This is a genomic window from Desulfatitalea tepidiphila, from assembly GCF_001293685.1.
In the GTDB taxonomy this organism is placed as follows: domain Bacteria; phylum Desulfobacterota; class Desulfobacteria; order Desulfobacterales; family Desulfosarcinaceae; genus Desulfatitalea; species Desulfatitalea tepidiphila.
On sequence record NZ_BCAG01000003.1, the window covers coordinates 1,200,061 to 1,217,598 of the forward strand.

Below are 17,538 nucleotides of genomic sequence, written 5' to 3' on the forward strand. Positions count from 1 at the left end.
GGATGGCTGTCCAATTAATGGCGAATGCGCCCCGCTTCACCTTTTTTGCTGATGGCAATGAGCTGAGCGTATATGAATTCAAGGTGCGCGAGCGCATCTCCGAGCTGTTCGAAGGCAACATCAAACTGGTTTCGGAACAGGAGTATGGTTTCGAGGATATCATCGGTAAAACCGCCCTGCTGACCGTCGAAGGTCCGGATGGGGATCGCCATTTGAACGGACTGGTGCACCGTTTCATGCTGATCGGCACCAGGGGGCGATTTTTTCTCTACGAAGCCCATCTGGTCCCCCAGGTCCATTTGCTCACGCTGCGGCGGGATTGCCGCATCTTTCAGAATCAAAGCGTTCCCGATATCGTCAAAAAGGTTCTCGATGACGGCGGCGTGGCAGGCGATCTGTTCACGTTCCGATTGAAGGGGACTTACGCCGCGCGGGACTATTGCGTTCAATATCGCGAAAGTGATTGGGCGTTTATATCGCGCCTTCTCGCAGAGGAGGGGATATTCTACTTCTTCGAGCATTCGAACGAAAATCACCGGCTGGTGTTCGGAGATGGTACGGTCAACTACCAACCCATTGGGGGCAATGAGCAGGTGACAGTTCACCCAGGCGCCGGCCTGGTCGCCGATGAAGAGGCCATACAGGAGCTTCAGGTGAGCCGGCAAATCCGATCGGGTCAGTATGCCACGAAGGATTTTAACTTCGAAAAGCCTTCCCTGACTCTGAGCGCCGAGAATTCGGACGTTGAGCATCGGCATCTGGAAATTTACGATTATCCGGGTGAATTCGACACCCCGGAACAGGGTCGCCACTATGCCCAAGTGCGGCTGCAGCAGGCCGTGATGTTCAAGGAGACGGCCGAGGGAAAAGGCACGGTTTGCCGCTTCGTGCCGGGTTTTACCTTCAAACTGGCCGGGCACGCCATGGAGCGCCTGAACCAGGCCTATTTACTGGTGGGGGTCACCCACACGGGCGCGCAAGCCCAGGTGCTTGAAGAGATGGCCGAAACGGAGTCATCGACCCACTATGAAAACCGCTTTCTGGCAGTGCCGTCGGAAGTGACCATCCGACCCGAGGCCGTCTATGCCAAGCCTGTGATCGAAGGGGTGCAGACCGCCATCGTCACGGGTCCGGACGAAGAGGAGATTTATACGGACCGCCACGGCCGGGTCAAAGTACAATTTCATTGGGATCGCGTCGGCAAAAGGAATGAAAACAGTTCGTGCTGGATTCGCGTGAGCCAGCAATGGGCCGGCGCCGGCTGGGGTGCCATGTTCATTCCCAGGGTCGGTCAGGAGGTGATTGTCGATTTCATCGAAGGCGATCCGGACCGGCCCATCATCACCGGACGGGTCTATCATGGCACCAATACGCCCCCGTATGCACTGCCGGCAGAGAAGACCAAAAGCACGATAAAGTCCAATACGTACAAGAAGGGCAATGGTTCCAACGAAATCCGTTTCGAAGACAAGAAGGGCAATGAAGAGATTTACCTGCACGGCCAGAAAGATTGGACCATCGCCATCAACAGCAACAAGTCGCAGACCATCGGTTATAATGAAAGCCTGTCGGTGGGCAACGACCGCACCAAAACCGTAGGCAAGAATCAACAAATCACCGTGGGGCAGCATCATACCGAGACGGTGGGCGGCAGTATGAGCGTCGGTGTGGCCCAGAACATGAGCGAGTCCATCGGCCTGGCCAAATCGCTCTCCATTGGCGGTGCCTATCAAGCCACCGTCGGCGGGGCCATGAACGAGACCGTCGGCGGCGCCAAGACCGAGCAGGTCGGCGCTGCCAAGAGCGTGGCCGTGGGGGCCCACAGCAGCGAAGTGGTCGGCGGCAACAAATCCGTGGATGTCGGCAAGAGCATGGTCGAAACCATCGGAGACGAGTTCGTCCTGAATTCAGGCGGGTCCATGAATATGAAGGCCGGAGACGACTATGCATTGACGGTATCCAACAATGGCGTCATGGACATCGGGGACCAGTTGACCATCAAAGTGGGGGCTGCGTCGATCACCCTCAAGAAAAACGGCGATATCACCATCAAGGGGAAGAAAATCAATATCCAGGGATCCGGCGATGTCACCATCAAAGGAAGTAAAATCAAGGAGAATTGATATGGCTGAAAAGCGTCTGCATCTTCTGGAACGCGGCCACGACAGAAAGGAGAAGGATAGCGACGCGAGCGGTTCATGGCCCGCCGGGAACAGGGATACCATCATCGGGCGCATCACCGCGGTGACGGCAGACGGAGCGATCTGGGTCGATTTCGAGGACCATCCCGGGCAGCCGTTGCGCGCCGTGACCACTGCCAGCATATCCATACAAGATGTGGGCCGCGAGGTGTTGATTCTCTTCGAAAGGGGAGACCGGCGGCGGCCCATCGTCGTGGGCTGCCTTTCGGACAAGGCGGCCCAGGCCCCGGCGCAACAGATAGCGCTCGAACTGGACCGGCGCAGCCCTGACGAGATACGGGTCGACGGCCGGCAGGTGGTGATCGAGGCGGCTCAGGAGTTGCTGCTGAAATGCGGAGAGGGTTCCATCCTGGTGAAACACGACGGCAGCATCGTGATCAAGGGGACCCGAATCGTCAGCCGCGCCAAGGGGATTCAAAAGATCAAGGGCGCGGCCGTCAGCATCAATTGACAAGGAAATGGTTCGGGCATGCTGCAACTTGAAAACGAGACGCCCTTTTGCGCCAATATGACCCTGCTTGCCGATGAGCGAGGTGTGGATCACGTGATCCTTACCGTCAAGGCCACCTTCGAGGTCGGCGAGGGTGTCTCGGTGGCCGAACGGCAGGACGATCTGGTCGAGGCCGACGTTTACTGGGGGGAGCCGGGCGTGTCGAGCTTGAAATATGCTTCCGAGATTCATCTTCCCAAACCCGCAACGGACATCGTCGCCGTGGGGGAGGCGTGCGCTCCCGATGAAACACCGGTGACCCATCTTGTCGTGGCGGTCGCCGTGGCCGACCGGCTGAAGACCATTCGTGTTTTCGGAGACCGGTATTGGGAAAGCGGCCTCGTTGGGCTCGCCGCTTCTGCGCCCCGGCCCTTCGTGCGGATGCCCCTGGTCTATGAGCAGGCGTTCGGCGGCACCATAGAATCCGACAGCGGCTCAGGGCGAAGGTTTGTCGAACCGCGCAATCCGGTGGGCGCAGGGCTCAATGCCGGGCGTAAAAAGGCAGAGATCAAAGGCAGGCCGTTGCCCAACCTGGAACATCCCCGTCAGCGCATCCGGCATCCAGGCGACACCTCAGCTCCGGCCTGTTTCGGTTTTGTCGCCCCGTCATGGATGCCGCGCCGAAAGTATGCCGGTACCTATGACGAAGGATGGGTGAAGCGCCGGGCGCCTTTTTTGCCTGACGATTTCGATGCCCGTTTTTTCAATGCCGCACATCCTGATCTGACCTGTCGCGGCTTTTTGAAGGGGGGGGAACCGGTCAACGTGTTGAACATGTGCCCCGGGGGGTCGCTGAGGTTCCAGTTGCCGGTGTGTGACATGGACGCACGGGTGACCATTGCCGGACGCACCTCCGCGATGCCTTTGACCATCGAAACCCTGCTGCTGGAGCCGGGCCGTTCGCGGTTTGCCCTGTTGTGGCGCGGAAAGGCGCCCTGTGACAAACGGAGTTTGCAGGTTGAGGAGGTTCGTTTGACGGTGAACCGTCTGAAATTTTGACGCCACCGTAAAAAGCCCAATATCTGCGTTGTGCTCATCCCCGTCGTCCTTGCGGCGTACGACAAGTATGCCTCAGGACACGGAATTTCGCGCGCCTTGATTTTGAACTTGTTACGGCGCTGTCCGACAGCGGCTTTTTACATAGCGATCAAATTTTTAATAAATAACTATTTAAGTGGGTTATGTCCGAACACGGAAAGAATACGGCCGCTGACGAGGTCATCGTCATCGTTCAGATCGGCGTGACCACGGCCGTGGGGCTGGATGGCCTTCAGACCTGTGCGTCGGTTCGGGCCGGCATTTCGGGATTTTACGAGCTTGACTGGATGGACAAGGTGGCCCACCCGTTCGTAGCCGCCTTCTTGCCCGATGACTGCCTGCCACCCATTTCCGGGCGGGATCGGTCCGAGGGTTTGGACGATCGAGCCTATCGGATGCTCGGTCTGGCGCAAATGGCCCTGGAACAGATCCAGGGCGTTGAAGAAGCCGTAGCGCTGATGCTTGGATGGCCGGAAAAGGAGAGCCCGCCTTGCGGTGCCGAACCCTGGCTGGCACGTTTGAGCGACCCATCCCCGGTGCCCATCGACACGGTGAACAGTCGTGTGTTCGAAACGGGCCGAGCGTCCGGACTGACCGCCCTGCATCACGCCTGTAAGGTGCTGCGCGCCGGCCAGGCCGAAGCCTTGCTGGTGGGCGCGGTGGACACCTACAAGGATCTGGTGCTCATGGGCCGGCTCGATCGGGCAGCGAGAATCAAATCCCCTGCCAATCTGGATGGTTTCATCCCCGGTGAAGGGGCCGGTTTTCTGCTGGTGACCTCCCTGAGAAACGCCCGGGTCCGTCAATGGCCGGTGATTTGCACCGTCGAATCGACGGCCGTTGGCTTCGAAGAGGGCCATCTTTTCAGCGAGGCGCCCTATCGCGGCGAAGGCCTGGCAGCCACGGTAGATGCCCTGCTAGGCGCCGTACCGGTTCATCTGGACCGTCCCCGATGCGTCTTTTCCAGCATGAACGGGGAGTACTACTGGGCCAAGGAGTGGGGCGTGGCGGCCGTGAGGTGCCGTGACTATCTCGATCCGGGAGCCCGCTTCGAGCACCCGGCGGACTGCTTCGGAGACATGGGCGCTGCATGCGGCCCGGGAATGGTTGCGTTGGCGGCCATCGGTATGCAGAAAGGCTACCTGCCGGGCCCGGCGCTGGTCTACGGCGCTTCGGACGGCGGCGAACGGGCCGCGGCCCTGGTGGCCCGCCTGGAAGAAAGATGATCGGGAGGAGATGCGCATGGGACAGACGACTTTCGCCAATTCGAGGGGCATCGTTCACAAGGGCAGCGGGGGGGTGAGCGTGGTTTTTCCCGATGTCTGCAAGACCCCTACTCCCAGCGGACCGGTTCCCATTCCCTATCCCAATATCGGTAAATCTTCCGATACCAGCGGAGGGCCGATCAAGGTGAAAACCGACGGTCAGATGCCTATGGTCAAAGGCGCCAAATACGGCCTGACCACCGGAGATGAGGCCGGAACGGCGGGGGGCGTCGTCAGCAGCAGTACGAAAGGGGAGGCGGAATTCATGATTTACTCGTTTGACGTGAAGTTCGAAGGCAAGAATGTATGCCGAATGGGAGATCCGTTGTTTCACAACAAGAAGAACATTATGGGGTAAGCCCTCTCTGAGCGACGATGACCGACATCAAAGAAAAAATCGCCATGTTCGAAAAGCTGGCTTCGGAAGCGCACCATACCTTGCTGCAGCTGAAGGAGATCGAGTTCTCCGACGGCCATGTGGTGGAAAAGGACACCACCGGAGATTTTGCCAAACCGGAATGGCAGCGCAAACGGGACCAGGCCAGGCAGGCGCCGATATGCTACACCCGCAACACACCACCGAAACTGAAAGCCACCTTCAGCGTGGTGAGGGCGCCCACCGCCGCGGAGTCCGTCGAGATCGGCGGGCAGTGCAAGATCGGGGGGGCTACCCTGGAATGGCGGGCCAGCGTGACGGTCCAGCCGGCGGACAAGACCATCGTCAGCCCAGTCATGACGAGTTCCGCCAATCTTCCCGATCATGTGGCCTGCTACGATCCCTTGATCATCGCCTGGGAGATCAACCCTGCCAACCAGGGCTGGATTTCGGTCGGTGACAGCCGGCACGTTTTCTATGTCACACTGGCCGATCCCTCGGGAACACCGGCCTACTGGACCCTGCTCGACATCTCATGCCGGGCCGCCCATGGGGAGCGGACGGAAGCGGGTGTGGTTAAAAAGGTCTTCGCGCCCTTCAGCGGTCGTTCCCTGATACGCAAACGGGACGGTCAGGGATTGACCTACTGGAATCCGCGAACGACCAATGCGACCAATACCCGGGAATTGCTGGCCCGGGGGGATGGCAGCGGACAATGCGGCTCCTGGTCCGAGTTTTTACTCGACATGTACAAGGTGCATGGCATCCTGGGGGGCCGCAAGATCATCGTCGTGCGCAGCGTGGCCGAGTGGCAGGCCGCACAAGTCGGATTTCTGGTGAAAAACTGGATGTTCAAGGGCTTGGGATCCCTGGCATCGCCTTTCAGATATCGGATGTACACGGAGTGTGTCAAATTGCCGGGAATCGCCGGACAGCGGAATCCAAATCCACCCCCAGCCTTTTTCAACCACTTTATCGTGGCATACGGGGGTAAATACTATGATCCCTCCTACGGTGGCGGGCCATTCGACGATCAGGAAAAATGGGAGGAGGGGGCTATCGACGGCCTGTTTCAGCAATCCAGCAATGGAGCCGGGAAGAGGGCCGCATTCGGGGCAGGGAATATTCTTGAATTTCACCCGATTTAAGAGGTGCATGTAAGATGGCCGGCCAACGCCTGACCCGGATGATCGCTCTTGTCGCAATCTTTCTGGCGGGGAGCCTAACCGCTTGTTGCCTATGGAGTACACCCATGAAGCATCGTATCGATCCGACACCCACGCCGCTCGAAATAGAGGATGCAGGCACCCTCAACGGCATCCACCTGGTAGCCTTGGACACGGGCGTAGCCCTGATCGCATCCTCACAGCACCAGGCCGCGAGCGGGTTTCCACCGTATCGAATCACGCTGCGCAAGATGGCGCTGGCGCCGGCGCTGTCTGAGCCGGAGGCCTTGTTCGACATCGGGCTGTTGCTTCCCTCTCCGGCGCACTGGGAGGCATCGCAGAATCCCGATGGCCAGTGGACGGTTGTCTATGAGTATAATGGCGGTGCCGTCAATGCCTTGCTGCTGGCGACCCCGGCCGGAGACACGATAACCGTTTCAAGCCAAGTTCCTTTCGGCAGTTTTCACTATCCGCATTTTGTGCGCAGCGCCAAGGCGCCGCAAGGAGAAAGGATAGTGGCCTCGAGAGACAAAAAGGAGATTGTTGTTTTCGCCAGGGAGCAGGATGGGTCATTCGGGGAACTTCGAACACTCACCGATGGGGTCGAAGGCCTTCTTCTGGAAACCGCCCGGGAAAGCTTTCTCCTGTTCAAGCGGCTGATCCCGGGAACGACGAGATCCGACCGGCTGCCGGGCAGATTACACGCCACGCGGTTGAGCGCGGATTACGGCATGAAGGAGGTGCATCCGGCGCTGCCGGAAAATGCGGTCTGCTACGATTTCGATGCCTGCCTGCACGGGGACGCGATTTATTTGCTGGCGGTGACGGAGCGCGGCGTCACGCTTTTCAAGGGATCCGTGCAGGATGAACCGCTTCAATTCGCTCCGTTGTCGGAGATCGGCAGCGGTGACCGTCTTTTCACCCATCCGACCCTCGTCGATTCCGGCGCAGGTGTTTACGGCGCGCTGATCGAGAACGAAAACCAGTCCGGCGCGGGAATCGTCTATTTCAAACACGCCGTCGAGGCGGCCGGAAGATAATGGTGATGACCCTCTCCGACGTCAACGAAGCACGCCTGCGTTTCAGCCGCGCGCTATATGCCGAGCATTTGGAGGAGGCCGCTTTCCTCTACGATCAGCGCGGGGTACTGCTGCATGATGAAGGCGTCGCCTGGACAGATCTCCAGCATCTGGAAGAACGGCTGGAGGCCCACCTGGACGGCCTCTTTGTCGGCCATCAGACCGCCGAGGAGATGTTTTTGAATGCTGTGGCCGAAGGCGAACCCGGCGAGAAGCACGCAGCGGTCAGGATTTTTTGCCGGCAGGATCGGGTTGATCGGGTCGCACGGGCGATGGAAACATTGGACCTTCACGATGACGAATCGGTCCTGGCGCTGCGCAATGGCCTCAAACAAGAATGGCCGGCGGCGTGGCGCCCTGAATTGCCAAGAATATTCGAAGAGAAGACCGACGCGAGTCTGTCCGTGCTGACCAAACTCATCGGATTTCAACGCCTGCCGTTCGAAGAACTTTTGATAAAATTCTTCCCCTTGTGCTCCCACGATCTTCGTTATCCGCTGATCTGGTCTCTCGGCCGCCTCAAGGCAAGATCGGCACAAGGGTCGCTGAACGCCTGTCTGGAGGAACCGGATGCAAGTCAAAGCACGGCAGCAGCACTGGCGCTATTGAGAATGGGCGATCCGTTGGAGGCCTTGCCTGCCGTCGGAAAACACGAGACCGGGTCCCTTGGGATGCCGCAACTGTTCAAGCTGATGTTTTCGGGAGGGAAAGAACAATGCGGCCATTTAATCCGCTGCCTGGACGGCGGCACGCAAACTGCGGATCTGGCCATTGCATTAGGGGTCCTCGGCGATCCGACGGCTGTACCGCCGCTCCTATCTCTCGCGGGCGATAAGGAACACGGCGACGCAGCGGCATTGGCGCTCAATCTCATTACCGGGGCATACCTGTTCGAAGAGACGTTCGTTCCCGAAACGGTCGATCCGGATGAACTTTTTGATGACGAACTGACATCGAAGGGTAGAGATGGCGTCAATGCTGCGCCGGATCCATCCGCCGGAGAGACCGTCACCAGGCTCTCAAACACCAAGGAGGCCTGGCAGGGGTGGTGGCGGACGCACCGTTCGGCGTTTCAATCGGGCATATGCTACCGCAACGGGCAACCCTATGGCCCGGCCGCATTGATAGACAGTCTGAAATCCGAACGAAGTTCACCATTTGTGAGGCGATTGGCCGCCGAAGAACTGGTGATTCGTTACGGCATCGATGTGGCCTTCGAAACGGACATGACGGTGCGTGACCAGAACGCTGCGCTCGACCGCATGTCATCGTTATGCGGGTCCGGAGCTTCGGAATTCGAGGCCGGTCATTGGTATTTCGCCGGCAAGAAGCTTGTTTGAGGTGGGGGATGATGCGGTGACGACCCATGTCGTTCTTCTCATAGGCGGCCTGTTTGCCGGTCTGGGCGTTTTCTTTTATCTTTCAGCTGTGTTCACCACCATGGATAGACCCCTGGCATCCAGAATACGGAAGCGGTTGGGGGTTGTCTTCGGCCTGGTCGGTACATTATTGATCGGGTTATACTTTTTGACCCAACAATAGTATGGAAGGGACTTAAAATGAAGTCATTTGGGTTGACCGCCCTGGGAGGCGACGAGCAGGCTGCAAAAGTCATGATGAAAAAGATGCAGACCTACGGATTGGCCTGCACCGGACATGTCTGGAAAGACGATCTTCAGGATATGGGCTGGCTGGCCCCAAAGGACGAACTGTGTCAACCGCAGACCGCTTTTTGGGCCATCATGGGTCCGCCAAAGGCGTTTATCCAGCCGGATACCCGTTACGGCCTGTCGCTGCTGGCCCTCTGCCTGCAGGCCAAAAGGGGTAAGGGTTTCCCGATTGTCGTGCTGCAGACCGCCGGCGACTTGATGTCCGCCCAAATGCTGCCCACGCCTTTTCAACATGCCATCGTGCTCTCCGCAACCGATGCGGCTACACCGGCCAAGCTCGTTGCCAAAGCCCATCTTCAAGTGCCTGATTTAAAATCAGAATATTATCTGGACATGGTCGGCAATCCCCAGTTCGGCCAGTGGTTCGAGGTTCATCCCGCTGAAGGCGAATGGCTGGGTATCATCTTCGGGGTGGACGAAGGGGAGATCAAGTTTCAGGCTGTGGGACCGGCCGGCGGCCTTCCCAAAACAAGCACGCTCAACTATCCCATGCAAGGGCTTCACATCGAATTCATCGGCAAGCGATATACGGCATGGTCCGTTCGTAACGGCATCACCGTTGACCGTTCTTATTTCGTCAAGGTGGAAGGCGCGCCGTCTGCCATTCTCTTCGGCGCTTTTTCCGAGGAGAGCGAGGCGCAAATGTACCATATTAAACTGAAGTAAATCGGCAGTTGTGAATTTTTAGCTTGACATCGGCCTTTGAGCTCTCTAATAAAAGGCCACATCAAGCTCAAGTTAAACTGTTCACCATCCGGTTCGATTCGGATCTTCGTCCTCTTCACATCGTGACGACAGAGTGAAACTGTACAACGGCAGTATTCTTTGAGCATATCTAAATTTTTGCCCGCCATGCGTGAAGGCCATACTCTTTGGCCCAAAGAATGAATTAAATCTGTAGTGAAGGCAGTCGATTCTTTTTGCCCATGTGTCTGCTCGGGTTCAACGGGCAGGCATGATTCCCTGCGTCATGGATTTGCCTGCACAGAAACGAGGAAACGTTGAGAAAATGTCACGGGTTCACCTTGCTCGAGTTGTCGGTGGTGCTGGGCATCATCTGCCTGGTCGTGATTGCCGCGGCGCCTATTCATTCCTGGATTCAGCGACAAGGCACCGGACTGGCCACCGAGCAATTGCGCGGAGACCTGCAAATGGCCCGTTTGATGGCGATTAGCCGCAAACAGACCTGCTCGATAGTAGTCAACGCACCTTCCAAAAACCAGTATTTAAATTCGCTGAATCGGCAGTGTGTCGATTTGGACTCTTATCGCGGTGGTGTTCATTTTCTTCAACGAGGACCGGATGGCAAACCGGCGTCCGATGCGATCACCTTCAACCGAAGAGGCATGGCGATTTCCCTGGGCTCGATCTATCTGGCGGACGATCAGATGAGCGACATTTATCGTGTGCGGGTGATGACCCCTGGAGGAATTTCAATTTATCGTTGGAGCGGCGATGGTTGGCAATAATTCATTCAACGTATCGAACGCCACGCAGGTCGGGTCGACCGCTCGATTCAAGAAGAGATCCGGAGGCTTTACGCTGCTGGAAGTATTGATGGCACTGGCCGTCGGACTGATCGCCATCGGGGCGGCCTATTCGGTCTACGATGCTCAGTTGAAAGCACATCGGAACCGCAAACTATCTCTCGAATTGCAGCAGAATCTGCGTGCCGCGCTGATGTTTGTCGAGCAGGAGATACGGATTGCAGGGTTCGATCCCGAGGGCAGCGGCCATTTCGGTATCGTCGATGTGCGCCGCTATGAACTGGAAGGCACCGGCACGGATTATGCGGGTCAACCGTCCCTCTTCTACACTGTGGATCATGATGAAAATGGTGAACTGGACGCCCGTAATCACGATCGAAACCAGGAGCATTGCAGTTTTCGGATCCGGCATGACCCGGCGATCGGTCGACGCTATCTCTCCTGGGACAATGGGGCCGGCCGCCATCCGCTTTCGGAAACAATCCACCAGATCGGCTTCGCTTATGGTGTCGATGCTGACGAGGACGGACGTCTTGACACATGGAATGGGGGTACGCATCTGGTTTGGGCCGTCGATTCGGACAACGACAACAGGCTCGATACCCATCTGGACGCCAACGGAGACGGTGTGATCGACCCATCGGACGACACCAATGGAGATGGCCGTATCGACCCGGCCGACGGCGGCGCGATCGATCCGCCCCTCTCAGTGGACCGCATCAGGGCGGTCCGGGTATGGTTGCTGGCTCGAAGCCGTACGCCGGTTCCAGGCCGGTACGATGCGAACCGTCTGGTGGTCGGCGATCGGATATCCGCGCCGGTCGACGGGCGTTTTATGCGCAAAGTCATCGAGGCTGACGTTATCGCGCGCAACCTTTAGGTGGTGAGGCAAATGAAGACATCATCGCGATGTTACGCCAGACAGGGGTTTACGCTCATCGAGGTGATGGTGGCGTTGACCATCTTCACGATTGGAATTCTGGCTGTGGTTGCCATGCAGGGCATCGGCTTGAAAACCATGCGATATGCTTTTTGGGAAACCCATCGGTCGGTCTCGGCCGCCAGCCATATCGAGACTCTCTTGTGCAAACCCTATGATGATGTCCAGTTGACCGATAAGGATCACGGATACGATCCGGAAAATCCGGACCACGGTCCGTTTGCCGTGTTGGACGGTCAGGCCACCATCCAGTGGGAAGTGGCGGATGATCTTCCGGTGGCCGGTACCAAGCGTATTGCGATCACCATTCGGCCGATGCGACCCGCTGGCAGCATGGCGACGACGACCTATGAGTATGTCAAGGCAAGAGATTACTAAAGGCAAGCATAGACATTCGTCTAATGGACTTCGATGGAGACAATTCTGCATGCGGAGAGACGAAGGACTGACAACCGTGAGCCCATATCGGTCCTGCGGCAGGGAAGACGGATCGGTGTTGATCGCCACACTCCTGGTGCTGCTGGCCGTCACGGTCCTGGGCGTCGCGAGTATCAACAACAGCGTGGTCGAGATGAAGATCGCAAGGGCTGAGAAGGAGACTCGCGAAACGTTTTATCGAGCAGAGGGTGCCGTTATGGAAGGCCTGCAGCGTCTGATCGCCATGGACGCGGTAGATAAGAACGAACAGTTTCCTTTCTGGTATCATTCCAGCGAATCGATAAAAGATGGCGAGATCGAATTCCGGGATCCGGCCCGATGGGATGTCGATGGCATGGGCGAAGACAATGGCTTGGCCAGTGGCCTGGATCCGGATATCTTTCTGGCCGCCGTGGAGTGGCGGGTAGCCACCGGCGGGTCATTGATTCAAACTCAATCCCGGCTGTATCAGAACAGGGTATATGGATTATGCAAAAAGTACGGTATCAACAGCATCGTCGAGATCGGGTACGATTTGCGCTATTGATCCTTGCCGAGGACCGGCGTCGTCGTTCTTCCGATAGGGTGTTGCGGACGAAACGAGCGTATCTGTTTTTCATGGCGGGTCTGGCTGTATGGATCGCCTTCATGCTTACGTCGCATGCCTATGGTTTGGATCTCAGCGATACGCCATTGGATATTCAAGTCCAGGCCCCGCCACCCAACGTGATGATCGTCTGGGACAATTCCGAACATATGGACTGGGAGGTCCTGACCGACGAAGATAAGGGGGCTTTTTCCGGATGCGGTTATATTTTCCCTGAACACCCCCGTGGCGCTCGAGCCGGCCATGAGTTGTTATTGAGTGAAATCCAGCGCCGGTTGTGGCTGTCCCAGTGGGGCGGCTATAACCGGTTGTACTATCGGCCGGATAGGGGGTACCCGCCGTGGCCCGGAACCGGGAAATACGCTTTCGGCAAGGCCGATCTCCATTTTCCGCTATCAGACCCTGCATGTTCCGCGCGCGATGGCGTTCGCTGTAAAATGAGCCAGCCGTTCATGACGGTTCACTGCGATGGAGAAACGTATGTGATCCCCCAGGCTCATTACTTTGTGCTTAAGGATGACAACGGGAATGGGGTTCGGGATAGGGACGAAAAAGTCTACCTCGTGGCATGGCGGGACGGAGATGGAAATGGCCTTCTCGATTTGTCCAACCGGATCGACGATGACCGGCGTGTATACTTTCGTTATATGGATGGCGGTGACGACACGCTTCAGGATGATGAACTGGCGCTCGTCGATGATGAAGCGGAAAAATTCAGCATCCGCCCCGCGATTCATGATGAACGGGGCGAGGTGGTACGTTATCTCACCGACCAGGAAGAGTTGCAGAATTATGTCAACTGGTTCAGCTACTATCGAAAACGCGGCTTCGTGGCCAAATCCGCATTGGCGCAAAGCATTGCGGCAGCTCGTGAGTTGAACATCGGGATCTATCCGGTCAGCGGGAAACCGGCCCTGGGGGTCGTGCCCGTGGGGGTGACCTGGAAGCCCGGCGATGTTCCGTTGCCAGGAGAAAAGGCTGAGACCGGACCGGTTTTCGACAGTAGCGAGCAGCTGCTCGATGCCATTTACGCCGCCCCTTTCCATGGACCGCCGGCGCTTCGGGAAGCCCTTGATCTCGTGGGGCGATATTTTAAAACGGATGCGACATCGACCTTGGGGGCTTCCCCATACGTTTCTGAAGGAAAAGGGGGATGTTGCCAACAAAGTCATGCCATCGTGGTCGCGGGTGGGTACTGGGATGACCGGTTCTCAGGGGCAGGCAATGCCGACGGCAGCCGGGGTATACCGTATGCCGATGGCTACTCGGATACCCTGGCCGATGTGGCCATGTATTATTACACGTCCGATCTTGCACCGGGTCTTGAAGACGGGATGGGATCAAGAGGGTGTGACGATGCCTCCCATCAGCATATGGTCACCCATGCCCTATGGGCGGGTGGACCCGACACCTTGGATCTGAAACGGCTTCTTCTTCCCGGCGCGTGGGATGATGCGGGACAAAACGGCGGACCTTGTTTGGCCGGGGCGCTTGCATCCGTGCCCGATTGGCCCCGACCTGAGCCTGGCGAGGCGACAACCGCCGACGACATTTTCCATGCTGCAGTCAACGGGCGAGGTTTTTTCCTTGCGATTGACGAACCGAGCGCCATGACGTCGGCCCTGGATACCGTCTTGGGTCTTATCCGCCAGGGCTCGGGATCAACGGAGGGGCTGCATTATGGACCCCAAGTGATCGTGCCTCCATATATTTACAAGGTCGCTTACCGGTCGGATGGCTGGGAAGGTGACGTGCAAGCGTTCGAATATGATCCCCAGAGCGGCGCGGTGGGCGATACCCCGCTCTGGTGCGCGGCGGAGCGACTCAACCGCTCAGATGTGACCCATGAGAGCCGTCGTTTGATCACCTACGGCGGGATCTGGCGCCATCCTCAGGGCATCCCCTTTCGCTACGATGACCTTGCCGAAGGAGAGAGACAAGTCTTGGGCTCGGATCTGAAAAGCGGTTCCCCGGCCGATAAACAGGCACGGCGGCTGCTCGATTACATCCGGGGCAAAGATGCATCTGGGTATCGACGGCGCGCCAATCGATTGGGCGACATTGTCCACAGTGTGCCGGTTATCGCCGGGCAGACTCTTTTTGTGGGCGGCAATGACGGCATGTTGCATGCGTTTGACACAACCCATGGTGATGAACGCTTCGCCTATATCCCTCGGCTGGTATTCGAAACTTTCAGTGCGCTCGCTTCACCCGGTTACGACAGCCGCCATCGATTCTTCGTGGATGCCACGCCCCATGTCGGTGAGGTGCTCGATGGACCGTATCAAAGGAACACCTACCTGGTCGGAGGGTTGGGGAAGGGTGGCCGGGGCTATTTCTGTCTGATGATCGGCAGTCGCCATAGAGAACTTGACGGCGGTCAGTATGGTCCGTATGTCCAGACGTTCAGCGCCGACGATATTTCAGCGGACAGCTCCGAGCAGGATGTCTCCCGGATCGTCATGTGGGAGTACCCATCTTCCCGCACAGGCGATGGCAGCGCGGACAACGACGGTGATGGTCTGGCGGATGAGGCGGGCGAAGTCGATAACGACATGGGCTTTAGTTTTGGCCAGGGTTGCGCGGTCAACGCCAATGCGCCCCGAGAGGCGTATCGCAGCGTGGTGATTTTCGGCAATGGGTACGACAGCCCGAACGAACATGCGGTTCTCTATATACTGGATGCCGCCAGCGGCGCGCTGGTTCGTAAAATCGACACCGGTGTGAACGGTGACAATGGGTTGTCGGTACCAGCGCTGATCGATGTGAATGGAGATCGATGCGTGGACTACGCTTATGCCGGAGACCTGAAAGGTCATCTCTGGAAATTCGACCTGACGGCCGAAGACCCCGGTCGTTGGGGAGTGGCCTACGGAGAGGATCATAACGCCGACGGCGTCATCGACGCGGCCCAAGGTGATACGCCTGCCCCCGTTTTTCATGCCCTGAACCAGCCGATTACCGCTCGGCCGGACGTCATGGCCATGGCGAATGCCTGTGCTCCCCACCTGCATGGCTATATGATCGTCTTCGGCACGGGCAGGTACCTTGGCGAGAGCGACCGGTACGATCTCAGCCAACAGAGCATATATGGTATCTGGGACTTTGGTGATGATAGCGATGACAGCGAATATTTGGGGTACCTGGTCGATCGCACGACAGGCCAATTGTCCAATGGATTGTCTTTGCATCCCATCGGGGCTACGGTCGATTGCGATCGGGATGGCACTCGCTACCGTCAGCTGACAGAATGGCTGCCGGATTACGCCACCGTCGAAGACGCAGAAGATGGCGACGGCGTTCGGGCGAACAATAGAAGCGAGGACAAGCGTGCCAATCCGGAATATTTTTCCGGATGGTACCTCGATTTTCCCATCGCTTCCGACGACGGGCAGGAAGCGGCAGAGCGGGTCATCGACAATGTTGCCATTCGCGGCGGAAATGCCGTGGTGACATCCTTTGTCCCCAGCAACCGAGTCTGCGCCTCTGGCGGCACGGCTTGGCTTTACATCCTGGATGGCTGCGGAAAAGGAGCCATCCAGAAAGAGGAGGATGGGGTATCCTTTTTACCCATGCGTTTCTCAAGCCGATTGCATTCAAGTTTGACGATTATGAAAAAGGACTGCAGGTCCCGTGTGGACCAGGTTCTCTTTAGCGACCACCAGGGCAGGCTGTTCGAAAAATCCTTCCTGGGAGAATCCTGGGGCAAGGTTTTTTGGCGCCAAAACAGCCAGGATTAAACCGGGAGGATTATGGAAACGCCTCACTGCGAAAGGAGATGGTTTCTGTTTCCAGAATGCCGCGTTGACACCGCCCCTACGTTCAACTAAATAGAATTGATTGCAACTATTCCAATATCGCGGCATGAAGCTCACCGAAGTTCGGGTGCTTCATGCCGGCAAACAGATCACATGACGCGTTATGGTGACTCCCCCTGTTTTGCCCACGTCAAATGAAAAGTCCCGTTCTGGGGACACCTCGATCACGGAAGAGCCAGGGCAAATCCTATTGGTCGAGCTTCTCAATCAGTTGGGGTTGTTCTTTAAACACACCCCGGACGCTAAAGGTGCTCGCGCCACCGCTGTTATTTTTGATCAGATTATTCAACGGCTGAGAACCATTGAAAAACTGCCCGGGAATTCCGGTGGTTTGATTTTTCGGCGCATCGCAGGGAGAGAGGGGATCGCTGAGGATAAACCGGATTATCGAATTCTTTGCGGCAGCATCGTCTTCGAAGGCTCTGAGATCCTACATCGTTTGGGGAAAAACCGGAACACCAACCGGCATTTGACCAACGCATTGGATTTAGCCTTCGGCTGTTTTGTGGAACACGGGATCTTTTCTTTATATATCGAGTTCCCCGGCGATGTACCCGAGCACATCGATCAGCTGAGGCTGGCCCTTAACATCGTGGCACGATTCCATTATGCCGTAGAAAACAATGCCTCCATAACATTCAGATATTTCGGCCGGGCCATGACGATTCCCTTGATCAGGGACCAGCGGGGCCGCCCGGATGCAAACTTGACCCTCGTTGCGGGGCTCAACGGATTGACGGCCACCAACATGAGAGAACTGGTGAAGCAAGCTGAGGCATTTTCCCAGCTGTCGGGGAAGAAGGCCACGGCGGCATCGAATTTCAGCAGCTACAATTTGATATTCGACGTGAAGAGTTTGAAGACCCAACTCATACGACCATTGGTCGAAGTCAACAATTTGCCTTGGATGCACGACGAAGACTGAAATAATGCGATGCCCCGATTCCCGAGTGCCATCCTATCGAGGCAAAGGGGTCCATCGCA

General features: G+C 57.2%; 15 protein-coding genes. All 15 read left to right on the plus strand.

The window, feature by feature from the left end; translation table 11 throughout:
- Window positions 1-2: 2 nt before the first annotated feature.
- The 15 genes from DFT_RS09985 to DFT_RS10060 all read left to right on the plus strand — a co-directional run bounded on the left by DFT_RS09985 (window position 3) and on the right by DFT_RS10060 (window position 17,479).
- Window positions 3-2,123 (plus strand): type VI secretion system Vgr family protein, encoded by a 2,121-nt coding sequence (locus DFT_RS09985; protein ID WP_083453421.1) that lies wholly within the window; start codon window positions 3-5, stop codon window positions 2,121-2,123.
- Between the two features lies 1 nt (window position 2,124).
- The gene (locus tag DFT_RS09990) at window positions 2,125-2,652 is read left to right on the plus strand and encodes a DUF6484 domain-containing protein (RefSeq protein WP_054031056.1); all 528 of its coding nucleotides are present in this window, start codon (window positions 2,125-2,127) and stop codon (window positions 2,650-2,652) included.
- Between the two features lie 18 nt (window positions 2,653-2,670).
- Entirely contained in the window at window positions 2,671-3,690 is a 1,020-nt protein-coding gene (locus DFT_RS09995) for a DUF2169 family type VI secretion system accessory protein (RefSeq protein WP_054031057.1), read from the plus strand.
- 182 nt (window positions 3,691-3,872) lie between these two features.
- Window positions 3,873-4,955, plus strand: coding sequence for a beta-ketoacyl synthase N-terminal-like domain-containing protein (locus DFT_RS10000; RefSeq protein WP_054031058.1), 1,083 nt, complete (start codon window positions 3,873-3,875; stop codon window positions 4,953-4,955).
- A gap of 16 nt (window positions 4,956-4,971) precedes the next feature.
- Window positions 4,972-5,352, plus strand: coding sequence for a DUF4150 domain-containing protein (locus DFT_RS10005; RefSeq protein WP_054031059.1), 381 nt, complete (start codon window positions 4,972-4,974; stop codon window positions 5,350-5,352).
- Window positions 5,353-5,369: 17 nt separating this feature from the next.
- On the plus strand, window positions 5,370-6,518 hold the full coding sequence (locus tag DFT_RS10010) for a hypothetical protein (protein WP_054031060.1): 1,149 nt from the start codon (window positions 5,370-5,372) through the stop codon (window positions 6,516-6,518).
- A 104-nt stretch (window positions 6,519-6,622) separates the two neighbouring features.
- Window positions 6,623-7,576, plus strand: a complete 954-nt coding sequence (locus DFT_RS10015; protein ID WP_054031061.1) for a hypothetical protein — start codon at window positions 6,623-6,625, stop codon at window positions 7,574-7,576.
- Entirely contained in the window at window positions 7,576-8,955 is a 1,380-nt protein-coding gene (locus DFT_RS10020) for a hypothetical protein (protein ID WP_054031062.1), read from the plus strand. Before DFT_RS10015 ends, DFT_RS10020 begins: the two co-directional genes overlap by 1 nt.
- Window positions 8,956-9,174: 219 nt before the next feature.
- Window positions 9,175-9,951 carry a hypothetical protein gene (locus DFT_RS10030; RefSeq protein ID WP_054031064.1) on the plus strand — a complete coding sequence of 259 codons (777 nt, stop codon included), beginning with the start codon at window positions 9,175-9,177 and terminating at the stop codon, window positions 9,949-9,951.
- Between the two features lie 335 nt (window positions 9,952-10,286).
- Window positions 10,287-10,754 (plus strand): GspH/FimT family pseudopilin, encoded by a 468-nt coding sequence (locus tag DFT_RS10035; RefSeq protein ID WP_054031065.1) that lies wholly within the window; start codon window positions 10,287-10,289, stop codon window positions 10,752-10,754.
- A complete protein-coding gene (locus DFT_RS10040) occupies window positions 10,741-11,652 on the plus strand; it encodes a PilW family protein (protein WP_054031066.1) in 912 nt (303 codons plus the stop codon). Before DFT_RS10035 ends, DFT_RS10040 begins: the two co-directional genes overlap by 14 nt.
- Before the next feature lie 12 nt (window positions 11,653-11,664).
- Window positions 11,665-12,090 (plus strand): prepilin-type N-terminal cleavage/methylation domain-containing protein, encoded by a 426-nt coding sequence (locus DFT_RS10045; protein ID WP_054031067.1) that lies wholly within the window; start codon window positions 11,665-11,667, stop codon window positions 12,088-12,090.
- 49 nt (window positions 12,091-12,139) lie between these two features.
- Window positions 12,140-12,676, plus strand: a complete 537-nt coding sequence (locus DFT_RS10050) for a PilX N-terminal domain-containing pilus assembly protein (protein WP_054031068.1) — start codon at window positions 12,140-12,142, stop codon at window positions 12,674-12,676.
- A gap of 101 nt (window positions 12,677-12,777) precedes the next feature.
- Window positions 12,778-16,476, plus strand: a complete 3,699-nt coding sequence (locus DFT_RS10055) for a pilus assembly protein (RefSeq protein WP_161807122.1) — start codon at window positions 12,778-12,780, stop codon at window positions 16,474-16,476.
- 268 nt (window positions 16,477-16,744) lie between these two features.
- Window positions 16,745-17,479: a hypothetical protein gene (locus DFT_RS10060; RefSeq protein WP_054031070.1), complete on the plus strand. Its 735-nt coding sequence runs from the start codon at window positions 16,745-16,747 to the stop codon at window positions 17,477-17,479.
- Window positions 17,480-17,538 lie beyond the last annotated feature (59 nt).

What these genes read in the sequence shown, in the direction of transcription:
- DFT_RS10045 (WP_054031067.1), top strand. Translation starts at nt 11,665, where the DNA reads ATGAAGACATCATCGCGATGTTACGCCAGACAGGGGTTTACGCTCATC.
- DFT_RS10055 (WP_161807122.1), top strand. Translation starts at nt 12,778, where the DNA reads ATGCTTACGTCGCATGCCTATGGTTTGGATCTCAGCGATACGCCATTG.
- DFT_RS09995 (WP_054031057.1), top strand. Translation starts at nt 2,671, where the DNA reads ATGCTGCAACTTGAAAACGAGACGCCCTTTTGCGCCAATATGACCCTG.
- DFT_RS10005 (WP_054031059.1), top strand. Translation starts at nt 4,972, where the DNA reads ATGGGACAGACGACTTTCGCCAATTCGAGGGGCATCGTTCACAAGGGC.
- DFT_RS10015 (WP_054031061.1), top strand. Translation starts at nt 6,623, where the DNA reads ATGAAGCATCGTATCGATCCGACACCCACGCCGCTCGAAATAGAGGAT.
- DFT_RS10050 (WP_054031068.1), top strand. Translation starts at nt 12,140, where the DNA reads ATGCGGAGAGACGAAGGACTGACAACCGTGAGCCCATATCGGTCCTGC.
- DFT_RS09985 (WP_083453421.1), top strand. Translation starts at nt 3, where the DNA reads ATGGCTGTCCAATTAATGGCGAATGCGCCCCGCTTCACCTTTTTTGCT.
- DFT_RS10010 (WP_054031060.1), top strand. Translation starts at nt 5,370, where the DNA reads ATGACCGACATCAAAGAAAAAATCGCCATGTTCGAAAAGCTGGCTTCG.
- DFT_RS10000 (WP_054031058.1), top strand. Translation starts at nt 3,873, where the DNA reads ATGTCCGAACACGGAAAGAATACGGCCGCTGACGAGGTCATCGTCATC.
- DFT_RS10020 (WP_054031062.1), top strand. Translation starts at nt 7,576, where the DNA reads ATGGTGATGACCCTCTCCGACGTCAACGAAGCACGCCTGCGTTTCAGC.
- DFT_RS10040 (WP_054031066.1), top strand. Translation starts at nt 10,741, where the DNA reads ATGGTTGGCAATAATTCATTCAACGTATCGAACGCCACGCAGGTCGGG.
- DFT_RS10030 (WP_054031064.1), top strand. Translation starts at nt 9,175, where the DNA reads ATGAAGTCATTTGGGTTGACCGCCCTGGGAGGCGACGAGCAGGCTGCA.
- DFT_RS09990 (WP_054031056.1), top strand. Translation starts at nt 2,125, where the DNA reads ATGGCTGAAAAGCGTCTGCATCTTCTGGAACGCGGCCACGACAGAAAG.